General features: G+C 74.1%; 1 protein-coding gene (running past one end of the window). It reads left to right on the top strand.

Annotation, left to right across the window (positions count from 1 at the left end; all coding sequences use genetic code 11):
• Positions 1-19827, top strand: partial view of a lonely Cys domain-containing protein gene (locus ACFV2X_RS31775; RefSeq protein ID WP_385623088.1) — the final stretch only. Its footprint begins 35652 nt before the window's first position; only the last 19827 of its 55479 coding nucleotides appear in the window; the start codon falls outside the window, past its left edge; its stop codon occupies positions 19825-19827.

Genomic DNA, 19827 nt, shown 5'->3' with positions numbered 1-19827 from the left:
GACCCGGGCCGGGCCGGGGATGTGCAGCGGTGGTGGCGGGTGGTCCGGCTGGTGTATGGGCCACTGCTGGAGAACGACGAGGCGGCGTTCGAGGCTGTGCTGCACGGGTTCCGCGCGGTGGACCAGTGCCGGGCGGACAGAGGGGATACTTCCCCGCTGACCCGCGACGCCCTGCGGGCTGTGGTCGACCCGTACATGGAAGCGGTCAACGCGCGCTTCACCGAGGCCGGGCACGACCCGGTCGGGTTGTGGCAGGGGCTGCTGCTCACGCTGGTGGCGGCCGCGGGCGAGATCGGGATGGAACTGGAGCTGCACGGCCTGGATCTGGCGCCGCGGTACGCGCCCGTGCGGGCCTGGGAGGAGGCCCCGGGGTCCTCGTCCTGGGAGCCCCCGGTGGCGCCCGCGACGGGTGCTGCCACCGAGCCCTCCGGCAGCCGTGCGCCCGTCAGCCCGGCCGCCCCACTGCCGTTGGAGCCCGAGACTGCCGAAGGGCTTGAGCAGCTCCCGGATGCCCGGCCGCTCGCCGTGGACTCCGCCGGCTCCGCTGAGTCCGCCGACCAGGTCCTTACCTCCGCCTGGGAGGGGCACGCGGGGGCGTGGGCCGAGTTCGCGGCGGCTGTTGCCGGGGCGGCGTCGGAGGAGCGGGCCGGGCGGGCAGGCGACGAGGACACGCTGATGGCGGGCCTGGAACTGGGCTTCTGGGCCGCGGCCGAGCTGGCGCGTGAGCGGCTGGAGGAGGCCGAGGCGCGGTTGCGGGCTCTGGGCGTCCCGCTGGAGGTTGTGGCCGGGGCGCGGGGCGCCGCCGGTGAGGGCGTCGGGGCTCCGGTCGTGCCGAGGGACGAGGCCCAGCGCTGGTGGATCGCGGGTCAGTTGACGGAGGAGGACGCGATTGGCGTCGCGGCGCAGCTCGTCGCGAACGCCGGCGACGGTCTGGACAGGGCTGACGTACAGGCCGCGGGCGTCACGCCGGTCCACGACCCGTGGACCGATGTCGAGATGATGCTCGGTGGTGCCGACGACCGCGTGTCGGTGGACGCGCTGTCACTGGTGGATCTGGCCCGGGTGCTGATGGTGCGGCCCGGCCCATGGGTGGACGCGCTGGACGACGTGGCGGCGAACGTGTCGTTGCGGTTGTGGGCGTCGGCGTACGCGGACTTCGCGGGTGCGGGGGATGCGGCGCCTGTCATGTCACCCGACGGTGCCATGGAGACGGACGCCGCCCGTGCCTGGGCCGCCGCCGTTTCTTTGGTGCTGCCGGTGGAGCCGCACGCGGTGCTCGCCGACTCCCGGTACGCCGGGGAGGGTTTCCGCGGCGCGGTCCGATCGGTAGCCGAGAACCTGCTGATGTGGGGGCCGGAAACGGAGGACGCGCTGCGGTCCGCGGCGGAGCTGGCCGATGTGCTGCGGCCCGAACTGGGCCTGCGACCGCGCTGGAACGCGCCCCCCGCGGACGGCGCCGGGCCGGGGGACTCCGCTCCACTGGTGTTCGCCTCGCCGGTCGCCTCGCCGGTGCCGTCCTCGCCGGCCCCGCGGGCGTCCGCGTCCCCGGCGTCCCCTGCCCCGTGGCCGGACGCGCCGACGGCCCCGGTCGCCCCGCAGACACCCGTGCCCGCCCGCCCGGCCCTTCCACTGCCGTCCGGGTCCGGGGCTGCCAGTGGGAGCGGACAGCTCCCCGCGGCCCGGCCACTCAATGTGGACGTCACCGACTTGGTCTCCGATGCGTGGAACAGGCACGCGCGGGCCTGGAACGCGCTCGTCGAGGCCTCCGCCGAGTTCAACCGCGCGTGCGCGTCCCTTTCCGGGTGGATGTCACAGGACCGGGGGGTCTTGCGGGCCCGGCGCAGGTGGGGGAGTGCGCGGAAGAAGGTGGAGGTCGCCGAGTCGCGGCTGTGGGCCCTGGGCGTCTCGCTCGACGCCTTGGCCGGGGCACGGGCCGCCGCCGGCGAGGCGCGGCACGTACCGAGCGAAATCTCCCAGCGCCGGTGGATCGCGGATGAGCTGACCGAGGAGGACGTGGAGTCTGTCGCGGCGCGGCTCGCCGCGAGCGGGAGCACGGATCCGGGCACGGCCGAGGTGCGTGCCGCGGGTGTCCCGCCGGTGGAGCGGGCCCGGACGCTGATGGTGTCGTACGGCCCCTGGAGGGACGAGGCGAAGGAGGCGGCGGCGAATGTGTCGCGGCGGTTGTGGGCGTCGGCGTACGCGGACTTCGCGGGTGCGGCGCCCGATGGTGCCGTGGGGGCGGATGTCGCGCGGGCGTGGGACGCCGCCGTCTTCCTGGTGCTGCCGCCGGAGCCGCACGCGCCGCTGTCGGACCACCGCTACGCCGTCGAGGAGTACCGCAATGCGGTGCGCCAGGTCGCCGAACACCTGCTGACGTCGGGGCCGGGCACGGAGGCCGCGCTGCGGTCCGCGGCGGAGCTGACCGACCTCCTCCGGTCCGGACTGGGCCTGCGACCGCGCTGGGACGTGCCCGCCGCGCCGGTCCCGGTGGCGGCCGAGGGCTCCGGTGAGGCGGCGGCCCCGGGCGTGCCGAGGGCTGAGGAGGCTCCGCGGCCTTCGGCGGCGAGCAGCGCAGGCACCGCCTATGAGCCCCCCGGCGGCCCCCCGCCCGTCCGCCCGGCCCTTCCGCCGCCGTCCGGGCCTGGGGCCGTCGGCGGGCTCGCGCAGCTCCCCGGGGCCCGGCCACTCGCCGTGGACGCCACCGACTCCGCCGACCTGGTCTCCGCCGCGTGGAACAGGCACGCGCGGGCGTGGAGCGCGCTCGTCGCGGCCTCCGACGATTTCAACCGCGCGTGCGCGTCCCTGTCCGGGCCGATGTCGCGGGACCGGCGGATCAGGTCGGTCCGGGAAAGGTGGGGGAGTGCGCGGAAGCAGGTGGAGGTCGCCGAGTCGCGGCTGTGGGCCCTGGGCGTCTCGCTCGACGCCCTGGCCGGGGCACGGGCCGCCGCCGGCCAGGCCGCCGAGCCGCGGCACGTACCGAGCGATGCCACCCAGCGCCGGCCGATCGTGGATGAGCTGACCGAGGCGGACGTGGAGTCTGTCGCGGCGCGGCTCGCCGCGGGAGAGACCGCGGGCCTGGATCCGGCCGATGTGCGTGCCGCGGGTGCCGTGACGGTGTACCTGGCCGGGACGCTGATGAAGCGGCCCGGTCCTTGGACGGAGGAGCTGATCGAGGCGGCGGCGAACGCGTCGCGGCGGTTGTGGGAGTCGGCGTACGAGGCCTTCGCGGGTGCGGCGCCCGGTGGTGCCGTGGCGGCGGATGTCGCGCGGGCGTGGGACGCCGCCGTCTTCCTGGTGCTGCCGCCGGAGCCGCACGCGCCGCTGTCGGACCACCGCTATGCCGCCGAGGAGTACCGCAATGCGGTGCGCCAGGTCGCCGAACACCTGCTGACGTCGGGGCCGGGCACGGAGGCCGCGCTGCGGTCCGCGGCGGAGCTGACCGACGACCTCCGGTCCGGACTGGGCCTGCGACCGCGCTGGGACATGCCCGCCGCGGACGGCGCCGGGCCGGAGGACCCCGCTCCGCGGGTCTTCGCCGCACCGGTCGCCTCGCCGGTGCCGTTCTCGCCCGTCTCGCCGGTGCCCGCGTCACCGGCGTCCCCTGCCTCGCAGCCGGACGCGCCGACGGCCCTGGTCGCCCCGCAGGTGCCCGTGTCCGCCGGCCCGGTCCTTCCGCTGCCGTCCGGGTCCGGGGCCGCCGGTGGGCTCGCGCAGCTCCCCGGGGCCCGGCCACTCGCCGTGGACGCCACCGACTCCGCCGACCTGGTCTTCGTCCTCGCGTGGAACAGGCACGCGCGGGCGTGGAGCGCGCTCGTCGAGGCCTCCGCCGAGTTCAACGCCGCGTGCGCGTCCCTGTCCGGGCCGATGTCGCGGGACCGGCGGGTCGTGCGGGCCCGGGAGAAGTGGCGGCGTGTGCGGGAGGACGTGGAGGTCGCCGAGTCGCGGCTGTGGGCCCTGGGCGTCTCGCTCGACGCCCTGGCCGGGGCACGGGCCGCCGCCGGCCAGGCCGCCGAGGCGCGGCACGTACCGAGCGATAACTCCCAGCGCCGGCCGATCATGGAGAAGCTGACCGAGGCGGACGTGGAGTCTGTCGCGGAGCGGCTCACCGCGAGCGAGAGCACGGATCCGGGCACGGCCGAGGTGCGTGCCGCGGGTGTCGCGCCGGTGGAGCTGGCCCGGACGCTGATGAAGCGGCCCGGTCCTTGGACGGAGGAGCTGAACGAGGCGGCGGCGAACGCGTCGCGGCGGTTGTGGGCGTCGGCGTACGAGGCCTTCGCGGGTGCGGCACCCGAGGGTGCCGTGGCGGCGGATGTCGCGCGGGCGTGGGACGCCGCCGTCTTCCTGGTGCTGCCGCCGGAGCCGCACGCGCCGCTGTCGGACCACCGCTACGCCGTCGAGGAGTACCGCAATTCGGTGCGCCAGGTCGCGGAGCACCTGCTGGAGCGGGGCCCGGACTCGGAGGCCGCGATCCGCTCCGCGGGGGCGCTGGCCGACGACCACTGGGCCAGTCTGGGGCGGCGTCGTTGGGACGCGCCCGCCGCGGACGGCGCCGGGCCGGGAGACCCCGCTCCGCGGGTCTTCGCCGCACCGGTCGCCTCGCGCATGCCCGCGCCACGGGCGGCACGTGCTCCGCAGTCGGCCACGCCGCCCGCCTCGCCTGCCCCGCGGTCGGCCGTGCCACCCGTCGCGCCCGCCGTGCGGACGGCCGCGGCGCAGTCCCCGGAGGAGGCGGCGGCAGAGCGGCTGTTGGAGGCTTTGCACGGGCGGGAACGGCGGTTCCGGGGCAGGGCGTTCGATGCGGACGCCGTGGCCCGTGAGGTGCTCCACCTGCCGAAGGACGCGTCAGTGGATGACGCGGCGCGTGCGGAGCTGTTCGGGCTGGTGCGGGACGCGGAGGCGAAGGGGCGTGCGGGGAGCCTGGCGGCGCTGGGCGCGTTCCACCTGGAGAAGCTGCTGGGGGCGGCCGGGCCGGCTCAGGGCGGCTACTTCACGGTGGGGGGTCACCCGGTTCCGGGTCTGAACTGGCTGGGCCCTGACGTCATGGGGGACCTGGACGCCCTGGAGCTGGACACGGACTGGAGCCATGTCCGGGTCCCGCAACCGGACGGTTCCCTGGCCTTCGGCAACACCACCGCGCTGGAGACACCGTGGCCGGTGGACGAGGCGCCGTACGTCGCCGGGGCCGACTGGCTTCGAGGCAAGCACGGCCCGAACGGCAGGCTGGTGGTGCGGCTGCCGGACCGGTCGACGCGGGACGCGGACCTTGAGGAGTTCATCGAGCTGATGGCGGCGCGCGTGGCGCGGGCGGAACTGCCGCCGGGCACCCCGATCGTGCTGGCCGTGCCCTTCCTGGGCCGTCACCGTCTGCTGTTGCAGCGGCTCGCGGACCGCACCGGCATGGAAGTGTGGCTGCACAGCGGTGAGGTGAAGGTCACCCCGCTGCCCGACGGGAAGGGCAGCATCGACACGGTCGCGGGGCGGCCGGAGGTTCCCGAGGGGGCCTGGTTCCCGCTGCGGCCGGGTCAGGGGCCGGTTCTCGATGACAGCGTGCCCGACTGGTTCTGGGACGTGGTGATGTTCCCGGTCGTCAGCGAGGCGAGCGGAGAGCGGATCGGCGACGCCTCGTTCGCCCCCGACGACTACGCGAGTGGCTTCGGGGATGGCGACCGTCACCTCGACCAGGCGTCGACGTTCGTCAACTTCAACCAGGGCGCGGTGACGTACTCCCTGGAGTCCGAGCTGCCGCGTCCGGGTCCGGAGGGCAGCCCGTTCCCCGAGGCCCACGCGTACCGCGTCTCCACGCATGGCGAGCCGGGCTACATGGTGGTGGCGGTGTGGAGCGGGGACGACGTGGTCGAGCGTTTCCTTGACAAGGAGGAGACGGCGGCGTGGGTGGCGTGGCTGGTGTCCGGGCTGCCCGAGGACCACTGGATCGACCTCCCCGGCTGCTGGCTCGGCTCCCCCGGGGACAGCAACAGGCCCGGCCCCGTCCGCAAGTCCCGCTTCACCCCCAATGTGTTCGTGGCCAATCCGCTGCGGGAGGTGTCTCCGGGGCAGCGCGTCGTGAACCGGGCGCAGCGCTGGGCGCGTGCGTCGTTCGGCCCGCAGGAGGTGTGGCCGCTGCCGGCGAATGGCAAGTACGTGCGGACCCTGTTCACCGACACCCGGGGGCGGGCTCACGGGGTGGATCTGCTGCGGCCGGAGCCGGAGGGCGCGGGTCTGGAGGAGCTGGCGCGGGTGGCCGAGCTGCACTCGGGGCCCGGCCCGGTGCCGGCGGAGGCGCTGGTGCGGACGGTGGACGCGCTGCGGGCGCTGAAGTCGATGTTCGGGATCTATGTGGAGGACGACCGTGCCGCTCTCGGGGCGCTGCTGCGCGGGGTGACGGCGGTGGACGAGATGTGGCGGGGCGATGGCGACTTCGGGCAGGCCGGTCCGCTGACGCTGGATCTGCTGTCGCGGGTGATCACGGCGCGTGCGGAGGCCGCGTCCGTGGTGGACGTGGACCAGGACGTCGTCCGCCGGGTGCTGGCCGAGGCGAGGTCGGCGTGGGTGGCGGGGGAGTCGTTCGGGGACTTCGTGGATCTGCCGGTGGTGCGGCAGGCCGCGGGATGGCTGAACGGCGGTGGTGCGGAGGCCGATGCCGTCACCGCCCTGAAACTGTCCGGGCCCGACCGCCGGTTGGATGAGGCGGAGCGGTCGCGGATGTTCTGGGCCCGGGTCAAGGCCGGAGAAGTGCTGGACGGGCCCGGGGTGGACGTGGACGAGGTGGCCAGGCGGGTGCTTCACCTGGGATCCGACTTCGTCGTCGAACCGCAGGACGTCGCGTATCTGCGGGGCGTGCTCACCCGGGCGTTCGCGGTCGGGCGGGACGCGTACGACCCCGATGTGGCGGCCGCGTTCTTCGTGGAGGAGTACGGGGCGTTCACCGACACGGGCATGGCCACGGTCCTGGACGGGGTCGAGTGGAGTGCCCGCGACTTCACGGGACAGTCGAAGTCGGGGGTGAACCTGGCACAGATCCGTACGCCCGGCGGTCTGGAGGACACGCCGTGGCGGCAGGAGGACCCGCCCCCCGACCTGGCGCTGATCGAACTGGACGAGCACGACCCGGACACCGTCCTGCTGATCATCAACAACCGTGAGTTCCCGATGTCAGTCGGTGAGTTCGTGGAACTGACGGCGAACGACCCCAACCTGGAGGAACCGGGCACCTCGATCCTCCTCTCGCACACAAGGCCCGCTCCCGGCATCGACGAGGTGGCCGGGCGGCTGGCGCAACTGGGTCGTCCCGTGCTGTTCACCGAGACCCCCACGAACCTGTCCGGCGAGGACGCCGACGGACGTCCGGTGCTCACCGTGCTCGCCGCCTCCGGCGTCGTCTGGCACCGGGCGGAGGTGGCGAGCCCGTCAGCCATCGAGTACGCCCCGCACCCCGTCCCGCGGCCGTACCCGCTCCCGAACTCCAGCCCCACCAGACCTGCCGCTCCCACGATGGCTGTACCGGTGACGACGAGTCGGCCCCCGGAGGCTCGGGGCGGTGGCCGGGCTGCTGCCCCGGGCTCCGCTCCCCGGGTGCTGACCCGCGGGGAGTTGGCGGGCCGGGTGGATGGTGTGGCGTCGCGGGTGCCTCCGGGTGTGTCGGAGCGGCGGTGCCTGGAGCTGTTGACCGCGTTGCGGGATGGGTTGCATCCGCGCGGGATGCTTCCGTCGGGTGTGCGGGCCGCCGGCGTGGTGGATGACTCGGTGCTGGACCGGCCGGGTGCGGCGTCCCGGCTGGTGGTGGGGCCTGGGTGGGGCCGGGTGGGGTCATGGACCGCGGTGGTGGACGCGCTGCGTGAGGCCAGGGACGCCGGGGACGCCGGGCGTGTGGGGCCGGGTTCGGTGGCGCTGGTGCTGGCGCGGCGGCCGGGGTCGGTGTCGTCGGAGCGGGGGTGGCGGCCGGAGGACGGGCTGGGGCATGCGTTCGCCGCGTACCACACGGCGGATGGTGTGGTGTGGGTGGACCCGTCGAAGCCCGAGGGGTACCGGGTGCTGGACGGTCCGCCGGACGTGGGGCTGCTGTTCGACGCGCGGGCGGTGGTGGTGGGCCCGTCCGGGCGGGTGGTGGCGGACGCGCTGGAGCCGTTCACGGAGTCGTCGTCGGTGGCACACGCGCTGCTGGACGGGGCGGTGCGGGACGAGTACGGGGCCATCGGCACCGAGACCGAGTACCGCTATCCGCTCACCGTCCCCTTCCTCCCCGATGTCCTGCGGAGGCTCGGCGTCCCCATCCCGGAGAACCCCGACGAGCCGCCCGACATGCGGGGGGAGGTCATCGCGGAAGCTCCCGGCATCAAGATCGTCCTCGACACGACACCCTTCTGGTACGACCCCGCCACCCAGCGGCTCCATGACGTCGGTGCGCCCCGGCCCCCGGGGAGTGTCATGGCCACCAGTCCTATCCCGGAGGTCGTCGTCGGCCCGGCGGTCTCGATTCCGGGTGAGCGACGGCAGACTCGGGCGGAGGGGGCGGCCAAGCGGAGGCTGGTGCGTGACCGGCTGGCGCGTACGGCCGAGCGGGGCGGTCCGATATTGCTGCGGGAGCTGCTGGGAGACCTTCCGGGGTGGGAGATCACCGAACTCGGCCAGGGCGTCACCGTCCATCCACCCGGTGCGGGGTATGACGGCCGCTCCTACCACCAGTCCACTCCGGGCACCCCGGCGTTCGGTTTCAGGGGAGCCCAGGACCACGCCCTCGGGCAGGTGCTGGGGCCGGACGTGTTGGATCTGTTCCTCGCGGGGCGGCAGACCGGGCAGTGGGCCGCCCGGCGACTCGTGACCCGGATCATGGGTGGCGGCAAGGTACCGGCGAGGTTCATGCCGTTCCTGTCGGCCATCCCGGATGTGGACGAGGTGTGGGGATACGCCTGGCAGATGTTCAACCAGGCCGCCGCCCAGCCGGCGGCGGGCAAGCCCCCGCAGCAGCTGTTCAAGAACCTGCTGCCGGTGCCGCTGCGGCACGCGATCGACAGCGCCCGCCGGGCGCTGCGGCCGGACACGAGAGGTTTTCTCGACGAGGATCACGACGCGCTCAGCAAGCTGGTCCACGACGAGCTGAGGGCGGCGTTGAACAGTTACTTCCGGCGGCACAAGCAGGGTGAGGCCGTCCCGGACGGGTTCTTCGACACGGCGGGTCACGACTCGCCCTCCCCACGTGAGCAGGTGACCGCCGCGCTGACGGGGCGTACGTCCGAGGGGAGGCAGACCACCCCGCAAGAGACGCTCGGCATGGCGGAGTACCCGCTGGACACCGATGGCGGTCGGCTGTCGGTCCCGCTGCTGCTGGGCGAGTTCCGGAAGCTGGGGGTGGACGGCCTCTTGATGACCGAGGAGCAGATCGAGGGGTCCGACGCCGAACTGGCGGCCCTCAGCGAGCGGTTGTACCGGCGGGCGGTGGCGGCCTCGGTCCCGCTGTCCCCCGAGGAGCTGCGCCGGTCCGTGCAGCGGATCCTGGACAACCGGGTGGTGCGGGAGTTCTCCCGGTTCCTGCGGCTGGCCGTCGAGGGCGTGCCGCACGTGGACGGCGCGCCGCGGCGGCTGCTGACCGTGCGGGGCGCACAGGCATCGGCCGAGGCGCTGGGCCGGTACGCCCTGGGCACCCCGTTGCCCACCACCGATCCGATGTATCGGCTGATGGCCGAGGTGGTGCGGGACGCGTCCGCGCTCCTGGAGAACCGGACCGTGCCCGCCCGTGAGCGCGGGGACGTCGCGAAGGCGGTCAGGGGTGCGGAGAAGGCGCTGAAGGTTCTCCGCGAGGCGCCGACACCGGCCGCGATCGGGTGGAAGTCGGAGATCGTGGCGCTGGACGGGACCCCGGTTCCGGTGGACCGGATGTGGCACGTGAAGCACTGGAACCGTTCGGGCGCGCCGGTGGGGGTGTCGCTGCGCGGGGGCGGGCCGTGGCTGGGGCGGCAGGAGTCCTACGGCCTGCTGCCGGAGGTGGCCCACGTCACGGAGGTTCGGTGGGAGCAGCCGGACGGCGGCGCGGGGACGCCGGTGGCGGTGTCGGAGGGCCCGTGGAAGAAGGCGCCGTTCGGCCCGGTGTTCCTGGTCGGTCTGGACGGGGATGGGACCGCGGCGCGGTTGCCGGTGCGGTCCGAGGACGGCTCGGGTGTTTCGGCTGTGGCGTTCGGCTACAAGGGGGCGATCGATTACCTCTTCGCGCGTGCGCCGGAGTTGACGGCGGCCTCATGGGACACGGATGTGCTGGTGGCGGGTGCGGATGTGGCGGGCCCGTACGCGGCCGGCCGTGATCCGCTGGAGTGGCCGGTGGCCGGTCAGATGCTGGCCAACGGCACCGGTTTCGACCGGGGGGTGTGGACCTCAGCCCTGGGCCTGGAGTTCGGGTTCGCCTCGGGTGTCGAGGAGATGGCGGGCGACGACGACGGTGTGATCCGGCAGGAGCCCGTGGTGCGGCTTCAGTTGGCGGAGGGCGACCGGCTGGTGGGGTTCCGTCCGGAGCCGTCGTCGGTCCAACTGGCCGTACGGGCTGAGCGGGTGACCGGTGATCGGCGCCGGGCCGGGGATGTGCGGCGGTGGTGGCGGGCGGTCCGGCTGGTGTACGGGCCGGTGCTGGAGAACGACGAGGCGGCGTTCGAGGCTGTGCTGCGTGGGTTCGACGCGCTGGATCAGTGGCGGGCCGACCGGGGTGACGCTTCGCCGCTGATCTGGCGCCGTCTGCGGGCCCTGGTCGATGAGCACTTCGCCGCCCTCGGACAGCCTGCTCCGTCACTGGAGGCGGCGCTGCCGGTGCTCCTGCAGAAGGCCGCGGACCGGGCGGGGCTGGATCTGGAGCTGGACGATGTCGATCTGACGCCGCGGTACGAACCCCGGCGGGCGTGGGAGGAAGCCCCGGAGTCGCGGGAGTCCTCGGCGGTGGGCCGGGCGGGCTCGGCCGGTGGGCCGGGAGGCTCTGGGCGTCGTGGTCTTGCGCGGTGGCCGGATGTGCGGCGGCTGGGTTCGCGTGTGGGGGGTTTGCGGGGCGGTTCGCCGGACGCGGGTGTGGATCCGCTGGCGGCGGGGTGGCCGATCGGGCGTGTGGTGACGGTGGCGGGGCCGCGGTCTGCCGCGCCGGCGGAGGTGCCCGCCGACGAGGCGGCTACCGAGGCGGCTGCCGGGTCGTCCGCCGGGGCGTCGGTGGGCAAGGGGAAGGACCGGGAGGAGTGGTTCGGCTTCGAGCGCCGGTCGGATTCCCGCTCGGAGCCGTTGGGTTACGAGGTCAGTGACGCGGGCCGGGTCCGGCTTCCCGGCGGTCCTGATGGTCCCGATGGCGTGGGGCAGGTGCTGGAGCCGGAGGGCTGGCGGCGGTTCGGTGCCGATTTCCTGCACGAGCCCAGCGGTGTGCTGCTGTATGGGGACAGCGGGTGGATCGGGCGTGCGGGCAACGCGGTCGAGGTGCTGGAGGCTTTCCCGACCGTGCCGTACACGCTGTCCGCGGATTCCTCCGGTCTGCTGCTGGTGCCCGACGAGCCGGACACCGGCGCCACAGCGGTCCGTATCCCGCTGACGGAGGCACCGGCCGCACCGGCCTCCCCGCCGCCGTCCGCGCCCGGGGCTGCCACGGGGGTCGCACAACCCCCCGCCGCCCGGCCGCTCACCGGGGAGGCCACCGACGCCGGTTTGTCGGCATGGGCGCCGCAGCGGGTGATGTCCATGAAGGGGGGCTGCATTTCGCGGTTCACCAAGCCGGTTGCCCCGCCGACGGCCACGCGACCCGTTCCGCTCGCCGTGCGGCCCGTGCGGCCCGCTGAGACTCCGGTGGAGCGGTTGGAGGCTCTGCACGGGCGGGACTTGCGGTTCCGGAGCAGTCCGTTCGACGTGGACGCGGTGGCCCGTCATGTGCTGGGGCTGCCGGAGGGCGCGCTGGTGGACGACGCGGTGCGTGCTGAGCTGTTCGAGCTGGTGCGGGAAGCCAAGAGGAAGAGGAGCGCGGGGAGTCTGGCGGAGCTGGGTGCGTACCGCCTGGAGAAGCTGGGGGCGATCGGGGCGCCTCAGAGCGGTCACTTCAGGTGGGACGGACAGCGCGTTCCGGGTCTGAACTGGCTGGAGTGGGACGGCCTGGAGCTGGACACGGACTGGAGCGACGCCGGGCGGGTGACGCCGTGGCCGACGAGGACGAGGCCGTACGTCGTCGGGGGCGGCGGCAAGGACGGCAAGGTGGTGGTGCGGCTGCCGGACCGGTCGACGCTGGAGGTGGACGTCGAGGAGGCCGTGGAGCTGGTGGCGGCCGACGTGGCGCGGGAGGGTCTGCGGCAGGGCACTCCGATCGTGCTGGCGGTTCCGTTCCTGGGCCGGTACGGCCCGTTGCTGCAACGCCTCGCGGACCGTACGGATCTGGTGGTGTGGCCGCACAGCGGTGAGGTCAAGGTCAGCCAGCTGCCCGACGGGAAGGGCCGTATCGACACGGTCGTCGTGCGGCCGGGGGTTCCCAAGGGTGCCTGGTTCCCGCTGCGGCCGGGCGTGGGGCCGGTTCTGGACGAGAGCGTGCCCGGCTGGTACCGCGATGTGGTGCTGTTCCCGATGGTCAGTGCGACGACCGACGAGCAGATGGGCTACTCCTCGTTCACCCCCGCCGAGTACGCGGCGTGGTTCGAGAGGAACGAGCGCCACAGCGAACGGATGACGACGTACGTCGACCACAACCGTGTCCTGAAGACCTTTTCGCCGGAGCGGGAGTTGCCGCGTCCGGGGCCCGAGGGCAGCCCGTTCCCCGAGGCCCACGCCATCCGCGTCAGCGGGCATGGCATACCGGGCTACCTGGTCATGGTGTGGCGGAGCGGGGACCGCTTCCACGTCGACTACCTCGATGAGGATGAGGCGCCGGCGTTCGTGGCGTGGCTGGTGTCCCGGCAGCCCAAGGACCGCTGGATCGACTTCCCCTGCTGCAGCCTCGCCTCCCCCAAGGACAGCAACGGGCCGGATCCCAGCGGGAGATCCGGATTCGAGCCCGAGGTGTTCGTGGCCGATCCGCTGCGGGAGTTGTCTCTGGGGCAGCACATCGTGGACGCGGCGGGGCGCTGGGGACGTGTCTCCTACGGCCCGCAGACGGAGACGACGGCGAACGGCAAGTACGTGCGGTCCCTGACCACCGATCCCCGGGGGCGGGCCCGGAGCTGGGAGCTGCTGCGGCCGGAGCCGAGGAGGAAGAAGCTGGGCCGGTACGCGGTGATGGCGGGGCTGCACTCGGGGCCCGATCCGGTGTCGGCGGAGGCGCGGGAGCGGACGCGGATCGCGTTGCGGGCGCTGAAGTCGGTGTTCAACGTGTGGGTGGAGGACCGCCCCGACTTCGGGAAGCTGCTGCGGGGTGTGGTGGCGGTGGAGGAGATGTGGCTGGCCGATCCGGAGTTCCGGCGGGTGGGTCCGCTGACGCTGGATCTGGTGCGGCGAGTGGTCGCGGCGTATGCCGGGCGCGGGGGCAGGGTGAATCAGGATGCCGCCCGCGATGCGCTGGAGGCGGCGGTGGATTGGTGGGAGGCGCGGCCGCGTGGCCCGCAGGGTGAACGCGTGGACATGCCGTGGGACTTCGTGAGGCTGCCGAGGGTGCGGCGGAGCGCGCAGTGGGTGCAGAGCGATGACGCGAGGCTTGAGGCCGCCATGGCCCTGGGCCTGTCCGGCTCCGATCCGCTGAGTGAGGCGCAGCGGTTGCGGATGCTGTGGGCGAGGGTCAAGGCCATGGACGTGCTGACCGAGCCCGGTGTGGACGTGGACGCGCTGGCCCGGCGGGTGCTGCACGTGGACCCGGGCGTCGGGGTCGGGGGGTCGGAACGCGGGGAAGCGCGGGCCGTGCTCACCCGGGCGTTCGCCGTGGGACGGGACGCGTCCGACCTGGACGAGGCGGGCGCGTACCACCTGGAGGAGAACCTGGCGTACGTCGCCACCGACAGGGACACGATCATGGACGGGGTCCGGGGGGACGGCCGTGACTTCACGGGGGAGTCGTGGCCGCGGGTGAACCTGGCGCAGATCCGTACGCCCGGCGGTCTGGTGGACGCGCCGTGGCGGAACCGGAACCGGAAGCAGCAGGCGACCGAGAAGGCCCCCTATCTGGTGCGGATCGAAGCGGACCCGCAGGACCCGGACATCATCGAGCTGGACATCGACGGCGATGTGTTCCGGATACCCGTCAGTGAGTTCCGGGTGGTGATGAGGAACGACCCCGTCCTGACGGCCAGGAATCTGGGCACCAAGGTCCTCCTGTCGCACGCCAGGTCGGCTCCCGGCATCGGCGACGTGGCGTGGTCGCTGGCGCAGTGGCTGGGCCGTCCCGTGCTGTTCACCGACGACCCGACGAACCTGTCCGGCACGGACGACCAGGGCAACCCGGTGCTCACCGGGTCCGACGACTGGTACGAGGCGGTGCCGGAGGCCCCGGTGCCGCCCGTCGGTCCCGCCCCGCGCCCGGTCCCGGCACCGCTGGACAAGTCCGCCGGGCCTGCCGCTCCCGCGACGCCCCCGGCTGCGGCGCCCCCGGCGACCCCGGCCCCGGCTACGCCCCGCGGCGCCCCGGCCGGCGGATCGGTGCCGGCCTCCCCGGCGGCGGGCTCCGTCGATCGGGGGGTCGGTGCGGCGGAGGCCCGTACCCCGGCCGCGTCGAAGGAGGCGCCCCCCACGCCTCCGCTCACGCCTCCCCGCACCCCGGTCGAGTCCCTCGGCGAGGACGCCGTCGACGCCACCGGGGCCGCCCCCGATGTCTCCGAGGCCGCGCTCGCCTCCGCGTGGGACGCGCACGGGCGGGCGAGCGGCGAGGACACGCTGATGGCGGACCTGGATCAGGACGTGGACCCGGACCGGGCCGGGGGCGAGTCGGCGCGTGAGCGGCCGGAGGGTGCCGAGGCGCGGCCGCGGGCCCTGGGTGTCCCGCTGGATGTCATGGTCGGGGCGCCGGGTGCCGCTACCGGTGACGCCGCCGAGGCCCCGGCCGTGCCGAGGGACGAGGCCCAACGCCGGTGGCTCGCGGGGGAATTGACCGACCAGGACGTGGCGCCCGTCGCGGAGCGGCTTGCCGCGAGCGCGGGCGACGGCCTGGCCGAGACCGACGTACGTGCCGCGGGCGTCATGCCGGTGCACGGCCGGGTGCCGGTGGACGCGCTGTCGCCGGTGGAGCTGGCCCGGGTGCTGATGGTGCGGCCGGGTCCGTGGGCTGACGGGCTGGACGCCGTGGCGGCGAACGTGTCGCGGCGGTTGTGGGCGTCGGCGTACGCGGACTTCGCGGATGCGGCGGGTGCGGCGGGCGCGGCATCTGGTACGGCGCCCGGTGGTGCCATGGAGACGGACGCCGCCCGGGCCTGGGACGCCGCCGTTTCTTTGGTGCTGCCGGTGGAGCCGCACGCGGTGCTCGCCGACTCGCGCTACGCCGGGGACGCCTTCCGCGGCGCGGTGCGATCGGTCGCCGATCACCTGCTGGCGGGGGGACCGGACGCGGAGGCCGCGTTGCGGTCCGCCGCGGACCTCGCCGACACGCTCCGGCGCCGACTGGGCCTGCGGCGGCGCTGGAACGTACCCGCCGCGGTGGCCCCGGAGGCGGCCGGGGCTTCCGGTGCGGACGGAGTGGAGCGTGCGGACGGTGCGGGGCTGCGGGCACCGGTGGCGGGGCCGTTGACGTCCGTGCGGGGGGACTCCGGTTCGCGGGTGTTCGTCGCGCCGGTAGATCCGCGGATGCCCGCGTCCCCCGCCCCGGAGACGGCCGAATCCCCCGCCCCGCTCTCCCCGGAGACGGCCGAGATCCCCATCGCGCTCGCCTCGGAAGCGGTCGAGGTTCCCATCATGCTCGCCCCGGAGGCGGTCGAGGTTCCCATCATGCTCGCCCCGGAGGCGGCCGCCGCGCCCTCTGCCCCGGACAAGGCGGCGGCGGAGCGGCTGTTGGAGGCTCTGCACGGGCGGGATCTGCGGTTCCGGAGCGGCCGGTTCGACCTGGACGTGGTGGCCCGCCATGTGCTGCGTCTGCCGAAGGACGCGCGGGTGGACCAGTCGGTGCGTACGAAGCTGTTCGGGCTGGTGCGGGACGCGGAGGCGGAGGGGCGTGCGGGGAGCCTGGCGGCGCTGGGGGCGTTCCATGTGGAGAAGCTGGCGGCGATCGGGTCGGACCGCGGTGGCCACTTCACGTGGGACGGACACCGGGTCCCGGGGCTGAACTTGCTGGGGCCGGGCGCCGTGGAGCTGGACTCGGACCGGACCGAGGTCCTGACCCAGCGGCCGGACGGTTCCCTGACACCGGTCGGTGGCCCCAGGCGGCAGACGCCGTGGCCGAAGGAGAAGCGGCCGTACGTCGTCGGGGCCGGCTGGCGTGACGGCACGGCGCTGGTGCGGCTGCCGGACCGTTCGACGCTGGAGGTGGACGTCGAGGAGTTCGTGGAGCTGGTGGCGGCGCGCGTGGCGCGGGCGGAACTGCCGCCGGGCACCCCGATCGTGCTGGCCGTCCCCTTCGCGGGCCGCTACAGCGCGCTGTTGCAGGAGCTGGCGGACCGTACGGGGCAGGTGGTGTGGCCGCACAGCGGTGAGGCGGTGGTCAACGTCCGAACCGATGGGACGGTCGGCATCGACACGGTCGCCGGACGGCCCGGGGTCCCCGTCGGCACATGGTTCCCGCTGCGGCCCGGCGAGGGGCCGGTGCTCGACGAGAGCGTGCCCGGCTGGTACCGCGATGTGCTGCTGTGGCCGGTGGTCAGCGAGGCGACCGGGGAGCAGGTGGGCTACTCCTCGTTCGCCCCCGCCGAGTACACGGAGAAGTTCGAGGAGCTGGATCGCCGCAGCGACCGGATGACGACGTACGTCGACCTCCACGTCGCCTTGCAGACCGTTTCACCGGAGCGCGAGTTGCCGCGTCCGGGCCCCGCGGGCAGTCCGTTCCCCGAGGCCGACGCGGTCCGCATCAGCGCGCACGGCGGCCCGGACTACCTGATGGTGGCGGTACGGAGCGGGGACAGCGTGGTCAACCGGTTCCTCCATGGGGACGAGGCGGTGGCGTTCGTGACGTGGCTGGTGTCCCGGGGGCCCAAGCACCGCTGGATCGACCTTCCCATCTGCTGGATCGGGTCTCCCGGGGACAGCGACGGGCCGCGTTCCACCCTGCCGTCCTCCTACGACCCCGCGGTGTTCGTGGCCGACCCGCTGCGGGAGCTGTCCGTGTCGCGTCGCATGGCGAGGTCGGCGCGGCGCTGGATGCGCGCCCCCTACGGTCCGGAGGGGGAGACGAAGCTTGAGCCGAACGGTAAGTACGCTCGGGCCCTGTTCACCGATCCCCGGGGGCGGCCCCGGGAGTGGGTGCTGGAGCGGCCGGACCCGGAGGGCGCGGAGCTGGACCGGTATGCGGTGATGGCGGGGCTGCACTCGGGGCCTGGTCCGGTGTCGGCGGCGGTGCGGGCGGCGGTGCGGGAGCGCACGCTGATCGCGGTGCTGGCGCTGAAGTCGATGTTCGGGGTCCATGTGGAGGACCGTCCTGATTTCGGGGGGCTGCTGCGGGGTGTGGTGGCGGTGGAGGAGATGTGGCTGGCTGATCCGGAGTTCCGGCGGGTGGGTCCGCTGACGCTGGATCTGCTGCGGCGGGTGATCGCGGCGCATGCGGGGCCCGGGGCCGAGGTGGACCAGGACGTCGCCCGCGACGCGCTGGTCGCGGCCGCCGAGTGGTGGGCCGCGCGGCCGAGGGGCCCGCGCGGCGAACGCGTCGACACGCCATGGGACTTCGTGAGGCTGCCGGTGGTGCGGCTGGGCGCGCAGTGGGTGCAGGGCGATCAGGCGAGGTCCGAGGCCGCCACCGTCCTGAATCTGCCCGAACCCCGTGCGCTGAGTGAGGCGGAGCGGCTGCGGATGCTGTGGGCGTGGACCAAGACCATGGACCTGCTGACCGCACCCGGTGTGGACGTGAACGCCCTCACCCGGCGGGTGCTCCACCCGGACCCGGACTCCGGCGTCGAGGAGCCGGAACGCGGGGAAGCGCGGGCCATGCTCACCCGGGCGTTCGCCGTGGGGCGGGACGCGTCCGACCCGGACGTGGCGGCCGCGTACGCCCTGGAGGCGAACCGGGCGTTCGCCGTCACCGGCAGCGACACGGTCATGGACGGGGTCCGGGGGAGCGGCCGCGACTTCACGGGAGAGTCGTGGCCGCGGGTGAACCTGGCGAAGATCCGTACGCCCGGCGGGCTGGTGGACGCGGCGTGGCGGAGCCAGGACTTGGACCGGAAGGCGGCCGGGCCGGTCCCCCACCTGGTGCGGATCGAGATGGACGAGCTGGATCCGGACGTGGTCGTGCTGATGATCGCGGACGAGGAGTTCCGGATCCCGGTCGCCGAGTTCCTGGAGCTGATGGCGAACGACCCCGTCCTGACCGCCAAGGCGCGGGGCACCCGGGTCCTGCTCTCGCACACAAGGCCCGCTCCCGGAATCGAGGCGGTGGCGTGGCTGCTGTCGCAGGGGCTGGGCCGTCCTGTGGGGTGGACCGACGACCTGACGAACCTGTCCGGCAAGGACGACCAGGGAAACCCGGTGCTCACCGCGCTGTCCGGCGCGGACACCGGCCCCGCCTGGTACGAGGCGGAGCCGGAGACCCCGCCGTCGCCCGTCGGTCCCGCCGCGCGCCCGGCCCCGCGGCCGTACCCGCTCCCGGGCTCCGGGCCCGCCGGGCCTGCCGTCCTCACTACGGCTCCGTCCACTACGGCTCCGGTCGCGCCGCACGCGAAGATGCCGCCGTCGCTCCACGGCGGCCCCGAGGCGCCCGAGGGGTCCGCGTCGGCCGAGCGGTCGGCGCTGCCCGAGGCACCCCCCGCCTCTGCCTGGGACATGGCGCGCATCCGCTACGCCGAGGAGGCCCTCGCGTACGAGGAGCGGCTGGCCGCGTACCTGGCGGCCGACGAGCGGGTCAACGCGGAGTTCGCGCGGGTGGCGGAGGCGTTCTGGGCCCTTGTCCTGCACAACGGGATGGACTACCGGAAGTTCGGCAGCGAACTGCCGTCGGAGAACGGCGCGGTGGGGACGTCCTTCGAAAGCCTCCAGAGGGTCGTGGAATCGGGGAATCTGCGCGAGCGGGCAGACTTCCTCTTCGCCGGGTCGGCCAACGGACTCATCCCCGACCTCATGGGTGGCCGCGTGCCCAGACATCCCGTTATCAGGGGGGAGCGCGACGACCGGAGGAAGACTGAGGCGTACAAGCGCTACAAGCAGAAGGAGGCGGACCTCGTCGCGGCGGGCGTCGACGAGGAGGCCATAGCTGAAGAGGTGGAGGACCTGGTGGCCGTGGTGCGAACGCCGCTGCGGCCGGAGGACGTCCAGCCCCCGCTCAGCCAGGACGAACGGCGGATCGCGGTCAGGGACAGCGACGGGACACTGCTCTGGAGGCCCGCCGGGCTGTCCGACGAGCTGCCGATGTCCGCCGGACTCCAGGAGCGCTCCCAAGAGAGCGGCGGTCTGGTGCTGACCGGCACCTCGGGCAGCACCCACTACATCCTGACGCTCGTCGCCCGGCTGTCGGACCTCACGGGCTTCCCCGTGGACCTCGGCCTGATCAGGGCCGGGCTGGTCAGCACCATGGCCTACGTGGGCGACCACACCTTCCACGAGGTGATGGCCGGCGCCCAGCTCGCCCTGGACGAGGTCGCCCACCCGGGGGTCCCGGACTACGTGGACGGCTGGTACCGGTACCGGAACGTCTATCCGCTGACCGAGGAGGAGCTGCGGGCCCACGTCGCGCGCGACGGGCTCTTCCCCGACGAGCACGCCCTGGAGCTGTTCGCCGAGCTGGACGACGGGGCCGAGGAGGGATCGGAGAGCGACGAGGGCGATGACGGCTCAGAACGATGA

Source organism: Streptomyces sp. NPDC059679 (assembly GCF_042734105.1).
GTDB lineage: Bacteria > Actinomycetota > Actinomycetes > Streptomycetales > Streptomycetaceae > Streptomyces.
Note: the sequence above shows the minus strand (reverse complement) of the source record. Positions and strands in the feature narration are given on the sequence as shown.